Below are 19,019 nucleotides of genomic sequence, written 5' to 3'. Positions count from 1 at the left end.
TTGATCTTGATTACGTGCAATCAGAAGAACTCTATACCCAATTTTCTAAGTACATCATAAGCTACAACCTAAAGTTGTTGCTTTTCGGATTCTTTCTGAGATATCTTTCCGAAAGCTTTATTTATTTGACCAATCTAAAATCCAAAATTGTTATGGCTCAAGAACAACAAACCGCAATTGAAGGTATCTATGAAGTCTGTATCGGCATCCCAGAACCAATTTCTGCAATTCAATATTGGGAGCAATTTGGCTATCGTATTGGTCAAGTGGGTGAATTAACCGCAGATGTAGCCTATCAATTATATGGAGTAAATTCGTCTTTACGCTCAATTCGCCTTTATCACCAAAATTCAGATCATGGTTTGGTTCGGTTGATGGTTTGGCAAAACCCCACCCATGAAGGTTTGGGAATAGCATCGATGAAAATTAAGGGAAATCGTTGGGCGACAAGCTTAACAACAGATGTGTTAAGTATATTAAATCATATAGAGGATGCAAAAGCCGCAGGTTTTCCTATCAGACACACTAACCCTTATTGGGAAGTCATCTACAACAAAGAGAGGAAAAGCCGTCCTTTTATTGAGCCAGCAGTTGGTGTACGAGAAATGTTGCTACTTCAACCCTTAGCTCGACAAGTTTTATTTCAACGCTTTGGCTATACACTACCGCATTACGGACAAGTTAATCATAATGCTGCTCTCAAAGCTAGTCAGTTTACCCATATAGGAATCATCTCTCAAGATGACAGCAAAGAAACCCTCAAGTTTTACGAAGAAGTCTTAGGTTTGCTGCGTGTGCGTGATGATGTCGAAACTAGCTATGAATCTTCGCCAGCAGGTCGAGATATTTTTGACCTTAACCCTGGTGAAAAGTTTATTGTTACTGCTTTTGATGATCCGCGTTCTTCTAAGTCTGACCTGCTGGCTGCACGCAGTGGTAGACTTTATGTTGTTCGATTCCCAGAATCTGTTAATTTAGAATCGCGTTTTGAGGCAGCCCAACCAGGTAGCTTAGGTATGTGTTTATACACTTATCGGGTTAAGGGAATACAGGAGTATTGCGATCGCATCAAAGCAAGTACTGTACAAAAAGTTACAGACATTATTAGTAATGAGTTTGGCGAGACGAGTTTCTCATTCGTTGCGCCAGATGGCTATTTCTGGACTTTGCTGGAAGCTAATTAACTGGGATAGGGCATTGCTAGTTATTGCCCATGCCCTATGCCCAAAAACTAGCTTTCATTTATTTACGCCAATAGACAGTTCTTTTTTGCTATGTTTCAACTGTTTCCAAAGCACACTAATTTGCTCGTAAGCTTCTTCTGGAGATAGTTTTCCGCCTGTTTCTAGACAAGAGATATAACTAATTCTTTGGGCAAATTCTTGGAGATTGGCATTAAATGCTAAAGTCTCTGGCTGGAATTTACCATAATATCGACTACGAGGGTAAAGAAAGTTATTTTTATCTTGCGAGTTAGGCTGTGTCATTAGTTTCCTACTTGTAATTTTTTATGAGAGTTCTGGATTTGATTTCTATCTACGTGTAAATACACAGTAGAAAATTTTAATTCCAGAAGAAGTTCATATTGTAGTAAAAAAAATATTTTATTGACTACTACAGTACAGTAGAAATATGTTGGTACTCAGTAAGTATTTTAGTGTTTATTAAGACAAGGATTAAAATCCTTACTACAAACTTATTTAACGCCGTGTGCAACTTTACTCTCAAACCTAACCCCCAACCCCTTCCCTACGTTCGCGCAGCGTCTTGAAGAGAGGGAAGGGGAGCAGGGATCAAAGCCTCTCGACTTCGGGGAGAGGAATGGAAGTGGGGTTTTAACAATAAGTCGCACATCGCGTTATTTACTCCCCAAAGTTGGCTCTAGTCGTCGCGTATTCATTTTTTGCTTTCACTACTGCATTTTTGATTCACCTGTAACCAAATTTCCAAACTCACAAGCAACCAAAGCTTTACTCCATAACGACTCCAAGTATCTCCTTGATAGTTTAACCAATTGCGAATAGGTAACTGGTTTAAGTAAGGAGTGATGGCTGCATTCCGATTTAATAATAAATCTTTGGCTTCTTGCTGCCAATATTTCCGAAATCCTAACTGTACGGGCACCATCATGCCGCTTTTGGGACGATAAATAATTGCCTCTGGTAAAATATCTGCGATAGCTTGCTTTAAAACTGCTTTTTCTCCCACTCCAGAAAGCTTATGCTCTGGAGGTATTTCCATGCTTAAATCTACTACTCGTTGGTCAAATAGGGGGGAACGACCGTGCAAAAGGGCTGCTTGAGTCAAGTTACTTACTTTCGTCAGAATTTGGTCAGCGCCTTTAAATTTGATGTTCATTGCCATCAAACGATTCAGATAGCTGACTTGGGAAGATAAATCTTCTTCAAAAACCCAAGGTGCTGTTTGTATCGCTGTCAAGACTTCTGGTTTTAAAAGTTGTGGTAAATCAACAGCGCACTTTTGAAAGGAAATTAAATAGGCTTGCAAAGCATCCTGATTGGTGACAGAGCCATATAAACTATTGATAAGCATTGGCTGATTTTTGGGCCCGCCAAAACAGGGGTCGCCACCTTCACCATTTAAAACTATTTCTGTGCTTTCTCTTGCCAGCCGTCCCAGTAATAGGTTGGGAACAGTCAGTGGGTCGCCAATAGGGTCATCTAAATAGGCCATTGTTTCTGGTAAGCGTTCCCACATATCCTTAAAAGTAATTTCTAAAATGTGGTGCTGTGTCTGACAATGGGATGCAACGAGACTGGAAAATTCTAACTCGTTGGGACATTCTGAACCAAAATGAATCGAGAAGGTGTGAACTGGTGCTTTGTGAAATTTCGCTACTAAAGCAGTGATACCGCTAGAGTCCAAACCACCAGAAAGAAAAACGCCAACGGGTTCATCGGCTGGTGGTAAATATTCTTGAACAACTTGGTCTAGCAGTTCTCGCAAGCGATCGCTATGCCATGCTAAGGGTTGATCTACTGCTACAATCTGTTCTTGAAGCTGCCAATAGGCTTCAACTTTGTGGTCGATAAATTCTAAAACAGTTCCAGGTCGTAGTTCCCGCACCTGTTCCCAAAGCGTTCTTTCTCCTGGAACAAAGGCACAACAAAGGTAATCTCGCAACGCTACCAAATCTAATTCGGATGAACGGTGAGGTGATAAAGTTCTCAGCTGAGGCGCAATCCAACGAACCGAACCAGTGGTAGTGTAATAGAGAGTCCGAACACCGATGCGATCGCGAACTAACTTTAATACTTGTCTTTGTCTATCCCAAACCACTAGTGCAAACATCCCCACAAGTTGGCGAAGACATTCAAAACCCCATCGTTCCCAAAGATTGGCAACTAGTTGCAGAGAACTTCCTTGAAAGCTATCCGGTTCAATTCCTAACTTCTGTAGTAACTGCACTCGGTTAGTTAACCAAATATCGCCAACAACAACAAATCGTCCTTCATAACTAATTGCTAATGTCTCCGTCAGCAATCCAGAAGCTGTACATGGTAAAACTACAGAAAATTTTTCATCTCGCCAAGCTATATTTTCATAACTTTCATCAACTGTTCCCCAAGCTACGCGCCAGGTTGGGTCAATTTTGGTGAATTCGATTTTAGGAGATTTACGATTTTTAAACGCATCAAATAGCATGGGAAATTTTCAACGCATAATTAATCATTTTAGGCATTTTTGAAATAAATAGATCGCACACAAACTTTTATTCAAAAAGGCTAATTATGCAAGTTAAATTTGGAACAGCTTATTCACTACTTAATAGCACAAATGACTGGAATACTTATGGAGAAAAAGAATAAGCTTTTCTCCATAAGTATTCAGATGTGCAGATTTCTGTCAATCGTAGCAGAAATTCAAGCAGTACTGGCAAATCGCACTGATGGAATGCTGAGGTCACGACTTGGCTCAATTCATGGAGAGAAAATCAAATGTCTGATGTAGGTCTAATTATTCTTGCTGCTGGTGCATCAACTCGTATGGGAACACCAAAACAACTTCTACGTTACGGTGAACAGAGTTTGATTGGCCATGTAGTTCAAGTGGCGAACGCTTCAGTTTGCCACCCAATTATCGTTGTATTAGGGTCATACGCTGAACGCATCAAACCAGAGATTAACTCAGAACAAGTACATATTGTAGAAAATCCACTTTTTAGTGAGGGAATAAGTAGCTCTATTCGTGTTGGTATAGAAACCCTGAATATAAGGGAGCATCTCACTTTTTAAAGTGGCTCAAACTGACAATAATCCATTGAGGTAAGCACAGCGATGGGCTAGGACTTGAGGCACATTTTCTCGTTTCCATTGTGCCCCGGAAATTTTTGTTCGACGGTCAACCTGTTTAACGGCAGATTCAACTGAACCTGAACCAATTGAACAAATTTCTTCAGCTTGATAATATTCGTAGTTGATAATGCGATTGCGATGCTTATCAAGATAACGGCAAAAGTTTTGTACTTGTTTGCCTTTACAATCTGTAAATAAGGCAATAGTAGCCTCAACTTGGCCTTTCCATAGTAGATTTTGTGCTTGTTTCAAGCGTTTTTGTGAACCCCCAACTTTGTGGAGGTTTTCTATTAAATGGAACCAATCAAGTATTTCTCGACGTTGTGCATCAGGTGCTAATTGGTCAATTATATTCCAAATGCCGTCATGTCCATCACCAATACAAGTGAGTGGGCTAGCCAGTGGTTGGTCATTAACCCAATCAATCACAATCTGATTATTCTGAAATGAAGTTCCCAAGATTCCGAGATGATGTAAGCTAATTGCTTTATAGCCAAGCCATGCACATATTTGACCTTTAGGAGTTCGGACACGGATGTTTCCACCATCGACGCTTAATTCTTCAATTGTCTGTTCTGGTGTTGGCAACTCAAAATTCTGGCGATGCACTAATCTCTGTTGACTGCTGTGAGAAACCTCTATGCCCGTAAAATACTTGATGTCTGATGCCGCATCTTCATAGCTGACATTCGCACTTACCCTCAAACAACAAGTTTCTAGATATGGACTCAGTTGAGTACTTGGTGCGACTTCTAATTCAATGGCTTGTTTGCTCGTTATTGCTAACTCTCCAAGAATGCTTTTGAGCCGTCGTTGGTATCCTGCGGTTGTCCCTGTAATCGTTTCGATAAAAAAACCCCTACTTCTGGCATAACATGCTTCTGCATTTGACTCCGCACTGCTTCTTCAATTGCTGCAAGATTTGTGAGCTTTTCTTTTGACGTATCTTCATACAATATTTTAGCAATCGCCTGAATATGTTTTTGAAGAGCTTGCTTTTGTTCTGGGGTCATCGGTAAGTAAATACACTCGTCTTACCTATCCTGACTGATTTTCGTCTTCTTTGCAAAAAACTGGGATGCTCCCTGAATATAATCAGCAAAGAAGCAAAAGCTGTTGTTTTGATGGTATGCGATCAACCTTTTATTTCACCTCAACTCATCAATCAACTTGTTGAAGTTTACGAAACTACTCTTAATCCAATCGTTGCGTCACAATATGCAGACACTTTAGGTGTTCCTGCATTATTTAACCGCACTTTATTTGCAAAACTAACTACACTAAGTGGTACAGATGGGGCAAGACATATAATTAAAAAATATCTTCAAGAAGCTTTAGCTATACCTTTCGCAGAAGGTGTATTCGACTTAGATACTCCAGATGATTATGAGCAGCTTTTGTTGAAGAATAATTCAGAATTCAGAATTTAGAGGCAGAGCCGGAGACGTTTAGGCGAGAAAAACTTTGCGGCGATAAACCACCTTTACTTCCTTTAACCGTAGATTTTCTCTCATCAGCAGTTCGGTGTCCGTTACCTTATATACATCGTTTATTGGGTAAAAATTAGGCATTATGTGTAGTTTTATGTTCCAAAATTAAATAGGAGTTTTCTATAAAAGTTAGAATGGCATAAACCTGGAGAAAACGATGACATTAGAAACAGAGATACTACAGGCGACATCATCAAATTCTACCTTTGAAACACTTGAGAATCAGCAGGAATTTAACTGGAGACAATCTTGGTATCCTGTCTGTTTTCTGCAAGATTTGCCTACAAATCGTCCTTATACTTTTTCGTTATATGAAGAACCCTTCGTTTTGTTCAAAGAGCAAAATGGACAGCTTATCTGTTTAACAGATCGTTGTTCTCACCGTGCAGCTAGACTTTCTGATGGACAAATTATTGACGGCAAAATAGAATGTTCGTACCACGGTTGGCAGTTTGGCAATAATGGTCAATGTCTACACATTCCCCAGTTACCAAGCGATGTAAAAATTCCGGTAAATGCTTGCGTGCCATCTTTTAAAGTTTTGGAACGTCAAGGTATCATTTGGATGTGGGCAGGTGAAGCTGAAACAGCTATTGATGAGCTAATTCCATCACTACCAGATTGGAACAAGCCGGAATGCTTCAACTTAGACTATGTACGTGACCTACCTTACGACCAAAGCTATTTTATTGAAAATATTATTGATCCGGCTCATGTTCCAATCAGTCATGATGGCATCATGGGAAGTCGAGAAGATGCTCAAGCTCTGGAAATAGAAGTCATTGAAAGTAACGTTCAGGGAATTAAGGGAAGGTGGCGACGAACACGGACACCCAATCTGCCTTGGATTTCATTAGATTTCATTGCTCCTAATTTGATTCTTTACAAATTTGCTAATGCACAGCAAGGTAAATTTGGGGGCACAGCTTTGTATTCAATTCCACTAGGTAAGAATAGATGTCGGATTCTTATCAGGAATTATAGTAACTCTTTTACCCAAAAAACTAAGCTGATACCTCCTTGGCTAGATCACATTTTGATAAGAAACAAAATCTTGGAAAGTGATTTGCAATTAGTTGTTGAACAAAAAGCACAAATTGAGCGGTTGAAAAAAAATCTCAAAGAAGTGTATTTACCTCTAAAGACATCTGATACTTTGGTGGTTGAGTATCGCAAGTGGCTAGATAAATTTGGCTCATCTTTGCCATTTTATCAAGGTTATTCCACCTCAAAAAATGTCGGTAATAGCGAGTCTGATGAGAAGTTGATAACATTAGACCGATTTTCGCAACATACAATTATTTGTCATTCCTGCAATCAAGCTTATCAAGTGACAAATAAAGTCAGACAAAATTGTATAGGGGTAGCGATCGCTTTAGCTGCTGTAGGGATACTTGCAGATAACTCTATAATCAGAATAGCAGCAATATCGGTTTCTATAACAGCAATTGTAATATCCGCTATGGCTCAGACACTCAAAACTCACTTTGAGCGTTCCTACACTCGTCACTAAAATCCTGACTGGGAGGAAATTCAAAGTCTCTCTCCTTCTAGGCTAAGGTGTATACACATTTCTCTACAAAACCAAAATGTTGTAGTTCCTCCTAAATCCTCTGATAAATTGGAGGACTTTGAGAGATTTTTGCCCTCAATTTATCGCGGGACTGGGTGGAGTAGATCAAAACAACTTTAAAAGACTTATGTGTACACCGTAGCCTAGAAAGAGAAAGATTTGGAGAGAAGTTTCCAGAACCCGTGAAAAGTCAGTAAAAAATGGGTATTAAACCTCTAAATTTCAGATAATTGTTTATTAATGTGACCTTTGATCATGGGAATGAAAAATCAGTTTCACATAACGGTATGCTGTTAAGTGCCATTCTCATAAAAATTAATTTATCTCATGAAAAACACTTCTGCAAAGGAAAAGAATGCAGGCGTTTTCAGATTTGGCAAGCTTAATTTTAGAGTCACGAATAAACAGATTTTATTTAGCACCCTTATTCTATGTCTTGGTTTGCTGGGATTGGCTGGCTTCTGGTTTAAATCCAGATATAAATTTGATAATAAGATGAGTGTAAACCTACAAGAATTATCTAATGTTGATTATCCAGTCAATCCTGCACCCTTGGGTAAAAATTTTCAAAGATATTCTCAGAGAAAATTAACAATTATTAAGAGAGATGATACACATTTCGATTTTGTGATTGAGCCAACAGACAACAAAACGGCGCAAATCATTATAAAAAATGTTGATTTAGAGCTATTAGTTCCTAAAGCGCCAGAATGGGTTAAAAAAGATCAAGCTTTAGAAATAATCGCTTTTACAGACCGGGAGTGGAACAGACAACAGGTTAGTTTTCCTGCTAACTCACCAATTATAGAAATTAGCGGCGGAGACGGTTTTGAAAAGCAAAATCTGGTAGAAGTGGCTTTGGCTAATAATTGCTTAAATGCAGGATTTTGGGAAATTTTACTTTTCACTAAAGAGGATGGTAATAAATCCCTTTATTATCAAAGTTGGTTTACCTTCCCGATGGGACATTACAAAAATATTTTTGAAAAAATTAATAATATTTCTTATTGGAAGCATTGGTGGAAACTAGAACACTGGCAAGATCCAAGTGGGACAATAGTCAAGAGTAATCTTCTGAGAAACGTACTCGAGCAAAAAGAAGTTGCTACTCAATTCCCCCTTGATGAAAGGATAATTGTGTCGGGAGAGCAGAGTAGAAAAGTTAGAACTACACTAGCGAAAAATATTACAAAATGGAGAGATTTTTACGATGCTAAAAATGAAATTAAATTTGCCAGTTTTCGAGCACCAGGATTTTACGATCAAAATAAGCCTTGGGGAAATCAATACTGGAGAATAGGCAAATTTGATAAAACTATTTTAAGGAACATTAAGCCTATTGGCATTGAACAAGATTTACAAGAGATTGAGTTAGTATTCACAGATATTAAGACTAGTGAGCAAAATAGATTACTCATCAGTGGCATTAATCTTAAAAAGCTTCCTCAATTGCCTATAGAAGAGTATCCTAAAGGTTTATATATGCCTATGGGGATTGGGATACCTCCCTTTTATCAAAGCTACGATGAATTAACGAAAAATCATCCAGATGTTAGCCCATACTTTAGTTTTTTACTAGATTCGCAGGATCGGTGGATAGATCATCACCATTTAGCAGTTGATGGTTCAGTGATGCACCTTGATAAAGATAACCCAAATATTCTGCATCTTTACTTGCTATCCTACGAAAGAAATACTTTAATAGCTCATTTTTTGATCGATTTAAAATAGATATATCCTTTCTCTTATTCGTTTAGCAAGAGAGGGAATCTTCACAGATAGAATTGAAGTAACTGGTTGACTTTAATATTTAGTCAATCGGTACTTGCTTAAGCAAAGCTATCCACATATCAGATGGATCGGAATAATAATCAACTTCTTCTACTTGATATTGATAAGATTCACAACCTTCTCGTAAAATAATGCGATCGCAGGGTTTAACGCCTTTCCCTACTCCAGTCAGATATCCGATCATTCCTTGGTTGAGGCGCTCAAATACGTAGTCAGTTCCCCAGGCTAGTTGGCTATAATCGTGTATTTTATTTTTCTTCTTTAATTCACTTACTGGAAAGCTCACTAGAGCTAACTTGCTTAAAAAACTAAAACTTAAGTTCATACCTGTCCTGATCAAAGACATAAATGAGTTCTCCCAAAGAATAAATCTATAAAGAAGAGTTTTGGACTCTAGGTGAATCTCAATCATTTTTAAATCACCAATCCAGAATCGAACAGGTGGACAATCTAGTTAGAAATTAACCACATTGACAATTAGTAAAGAAATTTATAACCCAATGTCCAATTAAGTGCCTGCACAGAATAACTAGCAAAATTAAATTACAAGCAGGTCGTCGATAAGATACTTAAAATTAATTTTAAAATGAGATTAATAATTTGCAATTAATTTTTCTTAATTCTTAATTATTAATCTTTAATTTTACTTCAGATATCTTTTTATCAACAATCATTTAAATTTACAGTATCATCAACCGCAGATTCAACTGTAAAATCACCGAATTATTATATAGGGCTGGTCAGATATAATATTTTTTACTGGACTAGATCATCTAAAATGATAAAGATTTTATGTCTTGAGAATGCAATCTATGTATATTTTTTAATATAGATAGCTTCTAGTCCCTACTTGTAGTTTTTAGAGCGGCATCTATCTGCTTCAGTAGTCTTTCTAGGGTGGAAGAGTTATCTAAAATTATATCTGCACGAGCCACTTTTTCTTCGATAGCTAATTGGCTGTTGATCCTGACTTGTGCCTGTTCTCTATTTAAATGATTTCGTTGTATCAATCTTTGTAGTTGTTGCTCTTGAGAACAACACACTACCCAAATTTCTGTAACAAAATCAGTCATACCCGCTTCAAATAATAGAGGCACTACTAAAACCAGTGTTTGTAAGGAAGATTGGGCAATTGCTTTGAGGAAGCGATCGCGCACATCAGGATGAATCAAATTATTTATCCAGTTGCGTTCATCTTGACAATTAAAGATAATTTCGCCTAGCTTTTGGCGGTTGAGGCTGCCATCTGCTAATAAAATTTGTTCGCCGTAACGCCCGGCGATCGCACTAAGAATAGGCGAACCTATAGATACTGCCTCTCTCGCATAAATATCTGCATCCAGAATCGGCAGGTTATAAGCGCTAGCTAAATAATTGGTGACAGTGGTTTTGCCTGTGGCAATACCTCCGGTTAAGCCGATTATACGTTTTGTCATTGGTCATTTGATATTAAGAATTTGTTGCCCATGTTATTAGTGCTTGGGTTAAACCATCTAAAGTATATTCTTGGGCTTCTACATCCACACGCCCGAATAAAGCATGACAAGTTTTAGAGGTTTGAGGGCCGATAGAGGCAATACAAACGCTCTCTAAGAGTTGACTAACATTAGAGTTTTCGGGCAATATCTTCTCAGTTAGCTGGTCGAAAAATTGTACAGTTTTAGAACTGGCAAAGGTAATTATATCTATCTTGCGGTTTTTGAGGGCTAATTCTGCCGCAGGTGGAATATCACTAGGACAACAAGATTGATATGCAGCAACTTCGATTACTTTTGCTCCTTTGAGAGTTAATTCCTTAACTAAAACTTCTCTGCCGCCACTTTCAACTCTGGGGAATAAAACCTTTTTACCATCCAGTTTCTCTGGAAAATTTTCTATTAAAGAATCGGCAACAAAGTTGGGGGGAATAAAATCTGCTTGGAGAGAATATTGTTTGAGACTATTGGCTGTTTTCTCGCCAACGACGGCAATTTTTACACCTGCTAAGGCACGGGTATCTTTAGCTTGGGCGATTAACCTTTCAAAAAAGTAATCTATGCCATTGCTAGAAGTGAGAATTAACCAGTCGAACTGAGATAAATGAGTGATCGCATCATCCAAAGCTTGCCAACTGGAGGGCGGGCCAATTTCTAAGGTAGGCATTTCGATGACTGTTGCACCTAATGTGATGAGGCGATCGCTAAATGTACTCGACTGTCCAACTGAACGTGTCACCAAGATTGTTTTACCAATGAGGGGTTCGGGAAAGGAGGAGAGATTGTTTAACATTGGAGTTTGGGCTGTAGTCGAATCCTGATAATCTATTTTCTCAGGTTGTAAGTACTTATGTAGCCCAACAACTTCGCCAACAACAATTACCGCCGGAGAAAGTGATAATCCGGTGGTTTGTTCCAAAATATTGCCCAGTTGCGCTGTCCAAATTTTTTGACGAGGAGTTCCTGCCCAACGGATGATTGCAATGGGTGTTAAGTGCGATCGCCCGTGTTGCACCAATTGATGTACAATCTTTGGCAGATGTTGCCCTCCCATCAAAATTACCAGTGTCTCTAAGCGTGAGAGTGCCTCCCAGTCTAAAACCTCTGGTTCATGTGCTGTAAGCACTGCAAAACAACGACTTAACACCGGATCTGTCAGGGGAATTCCTGCAAACAATGGTGCTGCAAGGGCTGAAGAAATTCCTGGTATCAGTTCAAAATCACAACCAGATGCTTTCAAAGCTTCAATTTCAGAAGTGCAACGCCCAAAAATCAACGGATCACCTGATTTGAGCCTTACAACTTGTTTTCCTTGCTGGCAATGCTTTATTAGTAACTTGTTAATCTCACCTTGAGTTGTACTAGGTTTACCACCGCGTTTACCGACATCTAACTTCAAACAATCAGGTGTTACACACTGCAATAATTGAGCATCTACCAGGGCATCGTAGACTAAAACCTGAGCAGCAGCTAAGAGATTGTAAGCTTTTACCGTCAGGTATGCCACATCTCCAGGCCCAGCACCTACAAGATAGACTTTGCCCTTTTCTTCAATCTTGGTCATTTTTCATTTGTCATTTGTTATTACTTCCCAATGCCCAATGTCCAATGCCCCATTCCCAATCCCCAATGCCCTTAATTCAATTCGTTCGGATATTAATTTTTTGGATTAGCTGATCGACTTGCTCAACCATTTCCTTGTTGTCTTCAGCTTGGAATAACTCTTTGGCTTTTTTGAGATTAACGATCGCTTCTTCTAGCTGTTGTTCTCTTCCTAAAGTGATGCCCAAATTATAGTAAGTGAAGGCATCGTTGGGTACAAGGCTAATGGCTTTTTTGTAATGTGCGATCGCTTCTTGGGGTTTACCTTGATCGTCCATCGCATTTGCCAAACCTGTGTAGGCTTGTGCGTGTTTTGGATCGATGCGAATCGCTTCGGTATAGTCTGCGATCGCTTCAGTTAGCTTGCCTTGAGCGTAAAAAGCGCTTGCTAAGTTATAGTGAGCGTCTGCATAGTTGGGTTCAAGGCTGAGGGCTTGTTTGTATTGGGCGATCGCTTCTTCTAGTTTGCCTTGAGCGTAGAGAGTATTTCCCAAAGCGTTATAACCTGCGGGATTTTTTGGAGAGAGGCGAATGGCTGCTGTATATTCGGCGATCGCTTCTGCTGACTTTCCTTGAGCATACAAAGCATTTCCTAAGTAATAGTGAGCGTCTGCATACTTAGGATCGAAGCTAATGGATTTTTTGTACTGAGTCACTGCCTCTGCTAACTCACCCTGATCGTACAGAGCATTTCCCAGACGCGTGTAAGTTGGGGCATAACTGGGTTTGAGGCGAATAGCTGCTGTATATTCGGTGACTGCTTCGGTTAGCTTTCCTTGAGCGTAGAGAGCATTTCCTAAGTTATAGTGAGCGTCTGCATAGTTGGGTTCAAGACTGAGGGCTTTTTTATATTGGGCGATCGCAGCTTCTAACTGATTGAGCCTTGCTAAAGTCAAACCCAAATTAAAGTAGGCTCCAGAGTCATGAGGATCGAGGCTGATGGCTTTTTTGTAATGTGCGATCGCTTCTTGGGGTTTGCCTTGATCGTCGAGAGTATTTGCCAAAGCAATATAAGCTTGCACAAAGTTGGGTTCAAGTTCAATGGCTTTGCGAAAAGCCGCCTCTGCTCCTTTGAAATCTCCTTGTTTGTATAAATTGCTTCCTTGCTCAAACTTAGCAACTGCGTTTTTGTTGCCAGGAAGTGCTGCTCGATTTGAGTCTGGAATTTTTGATAAAACAACGCCAACATCTTTACCAAAAGCAGTAGTGTCATTACTCAAACACAAGCAGATAATAGCTGCTACTAGTACATTCTTGTTTTTCAGCATTTTTATTACCTTACCAAAAAAATGGGTCTAAAGCCCCGTCGTTCTACGACGGCTTCCTCATGATTATTGCTCATAGCTATGGTATAATTACGCTAGGTATAGCAGCTTAACCATGCTTGTATTTGAGGCAAAACTTAAGGGTAGTAATGAGCAGTACGAAAAGCTTGATGAAGCAATTCGGACTACTCGTTTTATCCGTAATTCTTGTCTTCGCTACTGGATGGATAACAAAGGAATTGGGAAGTATGAGTTGAGCGCTTATTGCGCTGTTTTGGCTAAGGATTTCCCTTTTGCTAATAACCTCAACTCGATGACACGACAAGCTAGTGCTGAACGGGCTTGGTCGGCAATCACTCGGTTCTATGACAATAGCAAGAAGAATGTAGCTAAAAAGGGTTTCCCACGCTTTAAGAAGCATCAAACACATGGTTCTGTAGAATACAAAACTACAGGCTATAAGCTTTCGGATGATAGGCAAACTATTATTTTCACCGATGGTTTCAAAGCAGGGAGTTTCCGGTTGTGGGGAACCCGTGATTTGCATTTCTACCAGTTGAATCAAATTAAGCGAGTTCGGGTTGTTCGTCGTGCTGATGGGTACTACGCTCAATTCTGCCTTGATGTTGAGCGGGTTGAAAAACGAGAGCCAACAGGTATTACCATTGGGTTGGATGTTGGGTTTTCCCATTTCTACACCGATTCGGGTGGTCAAGCAGTTGAAAATCCCCGACACCTGCGTAAAAGCGAGAAGTCTTTGAAACGGTTGCAACACCGAATGTCCTCGACTAAAAAGGGTTCTAAAAATAGAGCTAAGTCTATTTCTAGACTTGCTCGTAAACACCTCAAAGTAAGTAGGCAGCATAAAGATTTTGCCGTGAAGCTGGCAAGATGCGTTATCCAGTCTAGCGACTTGGTTGCTTATGAGGATTTGATGGTGCGGAACATGGTTAAAAATAGAAAGTTGTCCAAGTCTATAACTGACGCGGCATGGTCGGCTTTTCGTGATTGGTTGGAGTATTTCGGCAAAGTGTTTGGTGTGGTGACTGTTGCTGTTCCACCCTACGACACTAGCCAGAACTGCTCTAACTGTGGGGAAGTTGTCAAAAAGTCTTTGAGTACAAGAACTCATGAATGTCAACATTGTGGGTTTGTGTTGGATAGAGACTGGAATGCCGCTCGGAACATACTTGAGCTTGGACTACGTACCGTGGGGCACACGGGAACGCTCAACGCCTCTGGAGACATCGACCTCTGCATTGGTGGGGAAACTCCTCAATGTAAGCCGAGTCGTGGAAAGAGGAAACCCAAAAAGTGATCTTTGGAATCACCGCATCCTAGTGGTCGGTGAGGATGTCAACTGCTTGGTTTATATATAATATCGACTTGTATAGCTTTGGCATAGTTATAGCAGGAATTATAGGTTATTAGCCTAACTTGATACAAGTGGATTCTCATCTAATTGTCCATTTGCATACAAAATATGAGGCTTTATTACGAGTAAAAAGTTGTTTACTAAGTAATTATTTACACTTTTGTTTCGACAATTCGAGTAATGACTGCAATTAATTCTTCTGGGTTAACAGGTTTGGATAAATGCATTTGAAACCCAGCTGTTAGCGCTTCTTGCTGGTCATCGTTTCTAGCAAAGGCAGTCAAGGCAATTGCTGGAATTTGTCCACCTTGTTCTGGTGTCAAAGTTCTCACTTGATGTATTAACATATAGCCATCCATCTCAGGCATACTAATATCGCTGACTAAGACATCTGGCTTTACCAGTGCTAGGGTTTGTAATGCTTCATAAGCGGAAGATACCGCAATCACAAAAGCCCCATCTTGCTCTAGTACAAAAGCAATAAAATCTCGTGAATCAGTATCATCATCTACAACTAAAACTCGGATGCCACTGAGGGGTAAGGAGTTAGAAGTTAAGAATACAGCACAGTTTTCTCTATCCGTCAGGCTTCGGCTTTCATCTGGCAGAAGCGGCAAACTAACAGTAAATATTGCCCCTTTACCCTCACCCTCGCTCTTAGCTTTGACTATACCGCCATGTATTTCGATGATATTACGCACAATTGCTAACCCCAATCCTAATCCACCAAAATTTCTCGTAGAGGTGCTATCTGCTTGACGGAAGTAATCAAAGACGAATGGCAAAAACTCAGGGCTGATTCCCTTACCTGTATCGCTAACTATAATTTGAGCATAAGCATCGGCTTGCTCTAATCGCACTTCTATTTTTCCTCCCTTGGGTGTAAATTTGAGAGCGTTAGAAAGGAGATTCCAGACGACTTGCTGCAAACGAGTCGAGTCGCCCATAACTTGTCCCACATCCGGTTCAAATACTGTACTTACCTCAATTAACTTTGTTTCTGCCGCTAAACGCATTGTTTCTAGTGCCGACAATATGGTAGACTCTAGGTTAATCTTCGTAATATTCAGCGTCAGTTTGCCCTGTAAAATTCTGGAGATATCCAGCAAGTCTTCGATGAGTTGAACTTGTAAATTTGCATTCCTCTCGATTGTGGCTAGTGCTTCCGATGTCTTTGCTTGGTCTAACCTACGACTTTGCAATAATTTTGACCAGCCAAGAATTGCGTTTAGTGGAGTGCGTAATTCATGAGATAGGACGGCTAGAAATTCATCTTTAATTCGATTGGCTGTTTCTGCTTTAGCTCGTGCGATTTGTTCTAATTCCAGTAAGTGCGCCCGTTCTTCAAGTATTTGTTTTTGTTCGTGGATATCTGTACATGTTCCAAACCATTTAACTACAATACCTTGCTCATCTTTGAGTGGTAAACCTCGCGCTAGCTGCCAACGATAGGAACCATCAGAAGCCCGTTTGAAGCGATATTCATTGTTATATGTAGTGCTATTTTTTACGGCATTAGACCATACTTCATCAGCATTTTGGATATCATCTGGATGCAATGCAGCTAACCAACCAGAACCCAAGGATTGCTCTAAAGTTAACCCAGTATATTCACACCAGTTTTGATTAAAAAAATCACATTCGCCGTTAGCATTAGTTGTCCATACAAGTTGAGGAATTGCCTCAGCTAGATAACGATAACGTTCTTCACTTTGTCGGAGAACTTCTAAAATTCGTTGGCGTTCAAGAATTTCTTGTTGTAATTGCTCGTTGGTTTTGGTAATTTCATTGGTGCGAACAGCAACCATTTCTTCGAGATGATTCTGGTATTTTCGCAGTTCCTTTTCTACCCGTAAGCGTTCGGCTATTTGTATTTGAAGTTCTTGATTTGCTTGTTCTATTTGAGCAGGACTAGGAAGTGCTAATGCTTGTGGAAGTAAAGATACAAGTTGTACTGCTGTAATTACAGATATAATGGCAGTTACTGCTTTGACAAACCCTGATACCCAATAAGTGGGATGCCAAAGTGTCCAAATCTCTATTAGATGAGTGGTACCGCAAGCCACAATAAATGCACTAAACAGCAAAAATATCCAATAAAAGGGTAAATCCTGCCGCTTACGAACAAAGTAAAATAGGGTAGCTGGAATCGAATAATAAGCTAGTGCAATGAACGCGTCAGATAATATATGTAACCAAACTAAATTCGTTTGCCATAGATAACAATGTCCATGTGGAATAAACGATCCTGATGTAAAAAAGTTAGTCCACAATTCTGATATAAAGTCTGACATAAATATTGGATTATTTTGAATCTATAAAATCTACTGCTAAATGCCTTTAATTAGCCCAAGTTTTTTGCACGTTTGAAATTTACTTTTATCTTGTCTGAAAATAGGAATAAGAGAATCAGTAAACGAACCGCATAGACGCGGAGCGGCTATTCTTACGAGAACGCTTTCAGCGAACCCGCAGGTTAGGACACAAAGAGTGCAAAGGGAAGAGAGTTGTAAAGGGTTTTTGCATCAATCAAACTGACGGAAACTGCGGACATAATTACAGGAAAAACTGAATAATTCCAAAATAAAACCATTCTCACCAAAATAATGATGGGAATGGTAAAAAATTAGGAGACGCAACAGGAAAATTGAATTTCTGCAATTCTCACTCAACTTCAGATTGACTTGACTTAATACTCATTTTATCTAACACTTGACTGATTTTGTTAGCTTTTTCAGGTTGGCGTTGTTTTTGCAATAAATCTTTAGCTTGTAGTAGGTTAGTTTTAGCTTCTTCTTCTCGCTCCTGCTGCATAAGAATATTGGCCAGACGCAAGTAAGCATCGGGATTTTTTGGACTGCGGTGAATCACTTCCCGGAATAATTCTGTTGCTTCCTCTACTTGGCCTTGCTGGTTTAAAACATCTCCCAAAAACAAGCGCACCACATCATTAGTAGAGTTGAGAGAAATCACTTTGCGAAACGCTGCTTCTGCACCTTGGTAATCTTTGGCTTGAGCAAGATTGATTCCTTTTTGAAACAAGTCTGAGGTAATCAAAGTTTTCCAAGCGAAATAGCCCAGGATTGACAAACTCAAAACAACTACAAAAGTAGCGATAATAGAACTGGTAGGAAAGGTTTCTAGCATTGTCTAAGCCAAAAAGCAGGCGATAGGAAAAATCAGATATTCTATAAAAAAGAGTTTCCAGATAAATTGGTAGAATTGAGCGATCGCACTTTTATCTTGTAAGTCTACCGCCAAACTCCGCCACCACATCCAAGCCAACAGCCCTAAATGGGCAATCACCAGAAAGATGGGGTTAATTGAGGCCACGTGTAGCACCCCAACCAGAATTATCCCTAGATAACAGACAGTTATCACCCAAAGAGCTAGATTAAACACAGCTTGGGGCCCTAGTTTAATCGTGAAAGTAGTAATATTGTAGAGGCGATCGCCTTCTATATCTGGGATATCTTTAAAGATGGCGATCGCCAAGGTAAACACCAAAATAAACAATGTCAGCACCCACACCACAGGCGGAATTGTTTGGCTTTGTTTAAGTGCCCAACTATAGTGCAAATACAATCCTAAATTAACAATCGTGCCGCGTACCGAAAAAATACACAGCGCCGCCCAAAAGGGAAACTGTTTTAAACGAATTGGCGGTAAAGAATAAGCAGTACCAATGGCCAAACTAATTGCTACCATACCAAATAAGAATGGCCCAGTTAGCCACGCCACAACTAGCGCCAAAATCCCAGTAGACGCGACAATTAATTGCCCCGTCTGTTGAGAAAACTCACCTGATGCCAACGGTAAATGAGGTTTATTAATCTTGTCAATATCAACATCTTCTAATTGATTCAGCCCTACGATGTAAACATTGCCACATAGACAAGCAATCCATGCGCCGAAGGCAGGGCTTAGAGAGCCGGGAGTAGTGAATAAAGAAGCAGTATTATTACTAGTGGCAATAGCAATTAAATACAAACTCAACACACTCAGACTTGTACCAATAATCGTGTGAGGGCGAGAGAATTTCCAGAAAGCGTATAACCAGTGGAAATATGATTGAACAGGTTTGCGTGGCAAAGGGCTGTTTTGAGAACTCTGGCTCATGAGTACCTTAAAT

17 protein-coding genes are annotated in these 19,019 nt (G+C 39.7%); 6 read left to right on the top strand and 11 right to left on the bottom strand.

Annotated features, from left to right (window positions below; genetic code table 11):
* The first annotated feature begins 152 nt into the window (after positions 1-152).
* Complete coding sequence (locus FBB35_RS22495) at positions 153-1,184, top strand: VOC family protein (protein WP_174711489.1); 1,032 nt, start codon at positions 153-155, stop codon at positions 1,182-1,184.
* Positions 1,185-1,238: 54 nt separating this feature from the next.
* Here the strand turns inward: FBB35_RS22495 and FBB35_RS22490 are convergent, their stop codons facing one another.
* Positions 1,239-1,487 (bottom strand): hypothetical protein, encoded by a 249-nt coding sequence (locus FBB35_RS22490; RefSeq protein ID WP_174711488.1) that lies wholly within the window; start codon positions 1,485-1,487, stop codon positions 1,239-1,241.
* 409 nt (positions 1,488-1,896) lie between these two features.
* Positions 1,897-3,666 carry an asparagine synthetase B gene (locus FBB35_RS22485; protein ID WP_174711487.1) on the bottom strand — a complete coding sequence of 590 codons (1,770 nt, stop codon included), beginning with the start codon at positions 3,664-3,666 and terminating at the stop codon, positions 1,897-1,899.
* A 293-nt stretch (positions 3,667-3,959) separates the two neighbouring features.
* Between FBB35_RS22485 and FBB35_RS22480 the strand changes: the two genes are divergently transcribed.
* Positions 3,960-4,256 carry an NTP transferase domain-containing protein gene (locus FBB35_RS22480; protein ID WP_254625665.1) on the top strand — a complete coding sequence of 99 codons (297 nt, stop codon included), beginning with the start codon at positions 3,960-3,962 and terminating at the stop codon, positions 4,254-4,256.
* A gap of 6 nt (positions 4,257-4,262) precedes the next feature.
* Here the strand turns inward: FBB35_RS22480 and FBB35_RS22475 are convergent.
* Positions 4,263-5,329, bottom strand: a protein-coding gene (locus FBB35_RS22475; RefSeq protein WP_174708235.1) for an ISKra4 family transposase whose coding sequence is annotated in 2 segments (ribosomal slippage) — positions 4,263-5,173 and positions 5,173-5,329 — 1,068 coding nt in all. Because the reading frame shifts where the segments join, the coding sequence is not laid out codon by codon here.
* A 27-nt stretch (positions 5,330-5,356) separates the two neighbouring features.
* On the opposite strand from FBB35_RS22475, the gene FBB35_RS22470 reads away from it, so the two are divergent.
* Positions 5,357-5,746 carry an NTP transferase domain-containing protein gene (locus FBB35_RS22470; RefSeq protein ID WP_368041854.1) on the top strand — a complete coding sequence of 130 codons (390 nt, stop codon included), beginning with the start codon at positions 5,357-5,359 and terminating at the stop codon, positions 5,744-5,746.
* A gap of 18 nt (positions 5,747-5,764) precedes the next feature.
* On the opposite strand, the gene FBB35_RS35575 is transcribed toward FBB35_RS22470, so the two are convergent.
* The gene (locus tag FBB35_RS35575) at positions 5,765-5,887 is read right to left on the bottom strand and encodes a hypothetical protein (RefSeq protein WP_302480928.1); all 123 of its coding nucleotides are present in this window, start codon (positions 5,885-5,887) and stop codon (positions 5,765-5,767) included.
* 76 nt (positions 5,888-5,963) lie between these two features.
* Here FBB35_RS35575 and FBB35_RS22465 point away from each other — a divergent pair, with 76 nt between their 5' ends.
* Complete coding sequence (locus tag FBB35_RS22465) at positions 5,964-7,319, top strand: Rieske 2Fe-2S domain-containing protein (protein WP_174711486.1); 1,356 nt, start codon at positions 5,964-5,966, stop codon at positions 7,317-7,319.
* Between the two features lie 387 nt (positions 7,320-7,706).
* A complete protein-coding gene (locus FBB35_RS22460; protein ID WP_174711485.1) occupies positions 7,707-9,110 on the top strand; it encodes a hypothetical protein in 1,404 nt (467 codons plus the stop codon).
* A 79-nt stretch (positions 9,111-9,189) separates the two neighbouring features.
* Here the strand turns inward: FBB35_RS22460 and FBB35_RS22455 are convergent, their stop codons facing one another.
* The 4 genes from FBB35_RS22455 to FBB35_RS22440 all read right to left on the bottom strand — a co-directional run bounded on the left by FBB35_RS22455 (position 9,190) and on the right by FBB35_RS22440 (position 13,515).
* Positions 9,190-9,516 (bottom strand): hypothetical protein, encoded by a 327-nt coding sequence (locus FBB35_RS22455; RefSeq protein ID WP_174711484.1) that lies wholly within the window; start codon positions 9,514-9,516, stop codon positions 9,190-9,192.
* A gap of 493 nt (positions 9,517-10,009) precedes the next feature.
* Entirely contained in the window at positions 10,010-10,606 is a 597-nt protein-coding gene (gene coaE / locus FBB35_RS22450; RefSeq protein WP_174711483.1) for a dephospho-CoA kinase, read from the bottom strand.
* Between the two features lie 13 nt (positions 10,607-10,619).
* Entirely contained in the window at positions 10,620-12,209 is a 1,590-nt protein-coding gene (cobA, locus tag FBB35_RS22445; RefSeq protein ID WP_174711482.1) for a uroporphyrinogen-III C-methyltransferase, read from the bottom strand.
* A 76-nt stretch (positions 12,210-12,285) separates the two neighbouring features.
* Complete coding sequence (locus FBB35_RS22440) at positions 12,286-13,515, bottom strand: tetratricopeptide repeat protein (protein WP_174711481.1); 1,230 nt, start codon at positions 13,513-13,515, stop codon at positions 12,286-12,288.
* A gap of 112 nt (positions 13,516-13,627) precedes the next feature.
* On the opposite strand from FBB35_RS22440, the gene FBB35_RS22435 reads away from it, so the two are divergent.
* Entirely contained in the window at positions 13,628-14,830 is a 1,203-nt protein-coding gene (locus FBB35_RS22435; RefSeq protein WP_174711480.1) for an RNA-guided endonuclease TnpB family protein, read from the top strand.
* 209 nt (positions 14,831-15,039) lie between these two features.
* On the opposite strand, the gene FBB35_RS22430 is transcribed toward FBB35_RS22435, so the two are convergent.
* The 3 genes from FBB35_RS22430 to FBB35_RS22420 all read right to left on the bottom strand — a co-directional run bounded on the left by FBB35_RS22430 (position 15,040) and on the right by FBB35_RS22420 (position 19,006).
* Complete coding sequence (locus FBB35_RS22430; RefSeq protein WP_254625663.1) at positions 15,040-17,181, bottom strand: ATP-binding protein; 2,142 nt, start codon at positions 17,179-17,181, stop codon at positions 15,040-15,042.
* 370 nt (positions 17,182-17,551) lie between these two features.
* Positions 17,552-18,034, bottom strand: a complete 483-nt coding sequence (locus tag FBB35_RS22425; protein WP_174711479.1) for a M48 family metallopeptidase — start codon at positions 18,032-18,034, stop codon at positions 17,552-17,554.
* A 3-nt stretch (positions 18,035-18,037) separates the two neighbouring features.
* The gene (locus FBB35_RS22420) at positions 18,038-19,006 is read right to left on the bottom strand and encodes a homogentisate phytyltransferase (protein WP_174711478.1); all 969 of its coding nucleotides are present in this window, start codon (positions 19,004-19,006) and stop codon (positions 18,038-18,040) included.
* Between the last annotated feature and the right edge of the window lie 13 nt (positions 19,007-19,019).

Source organism: Nostoc sp. TCL240-02 (assembly GCF_013343235.1).
GTDB lineage: Bacteria > Cyanobacteriota > Cyanobacteriia > Cyanobacteriales > Nostocaceae > Nostoc.
Note: the sequence above shows the minus strand (reverse complement) of the source record. Positions and strands in the feature narration are given on the sequence as shown.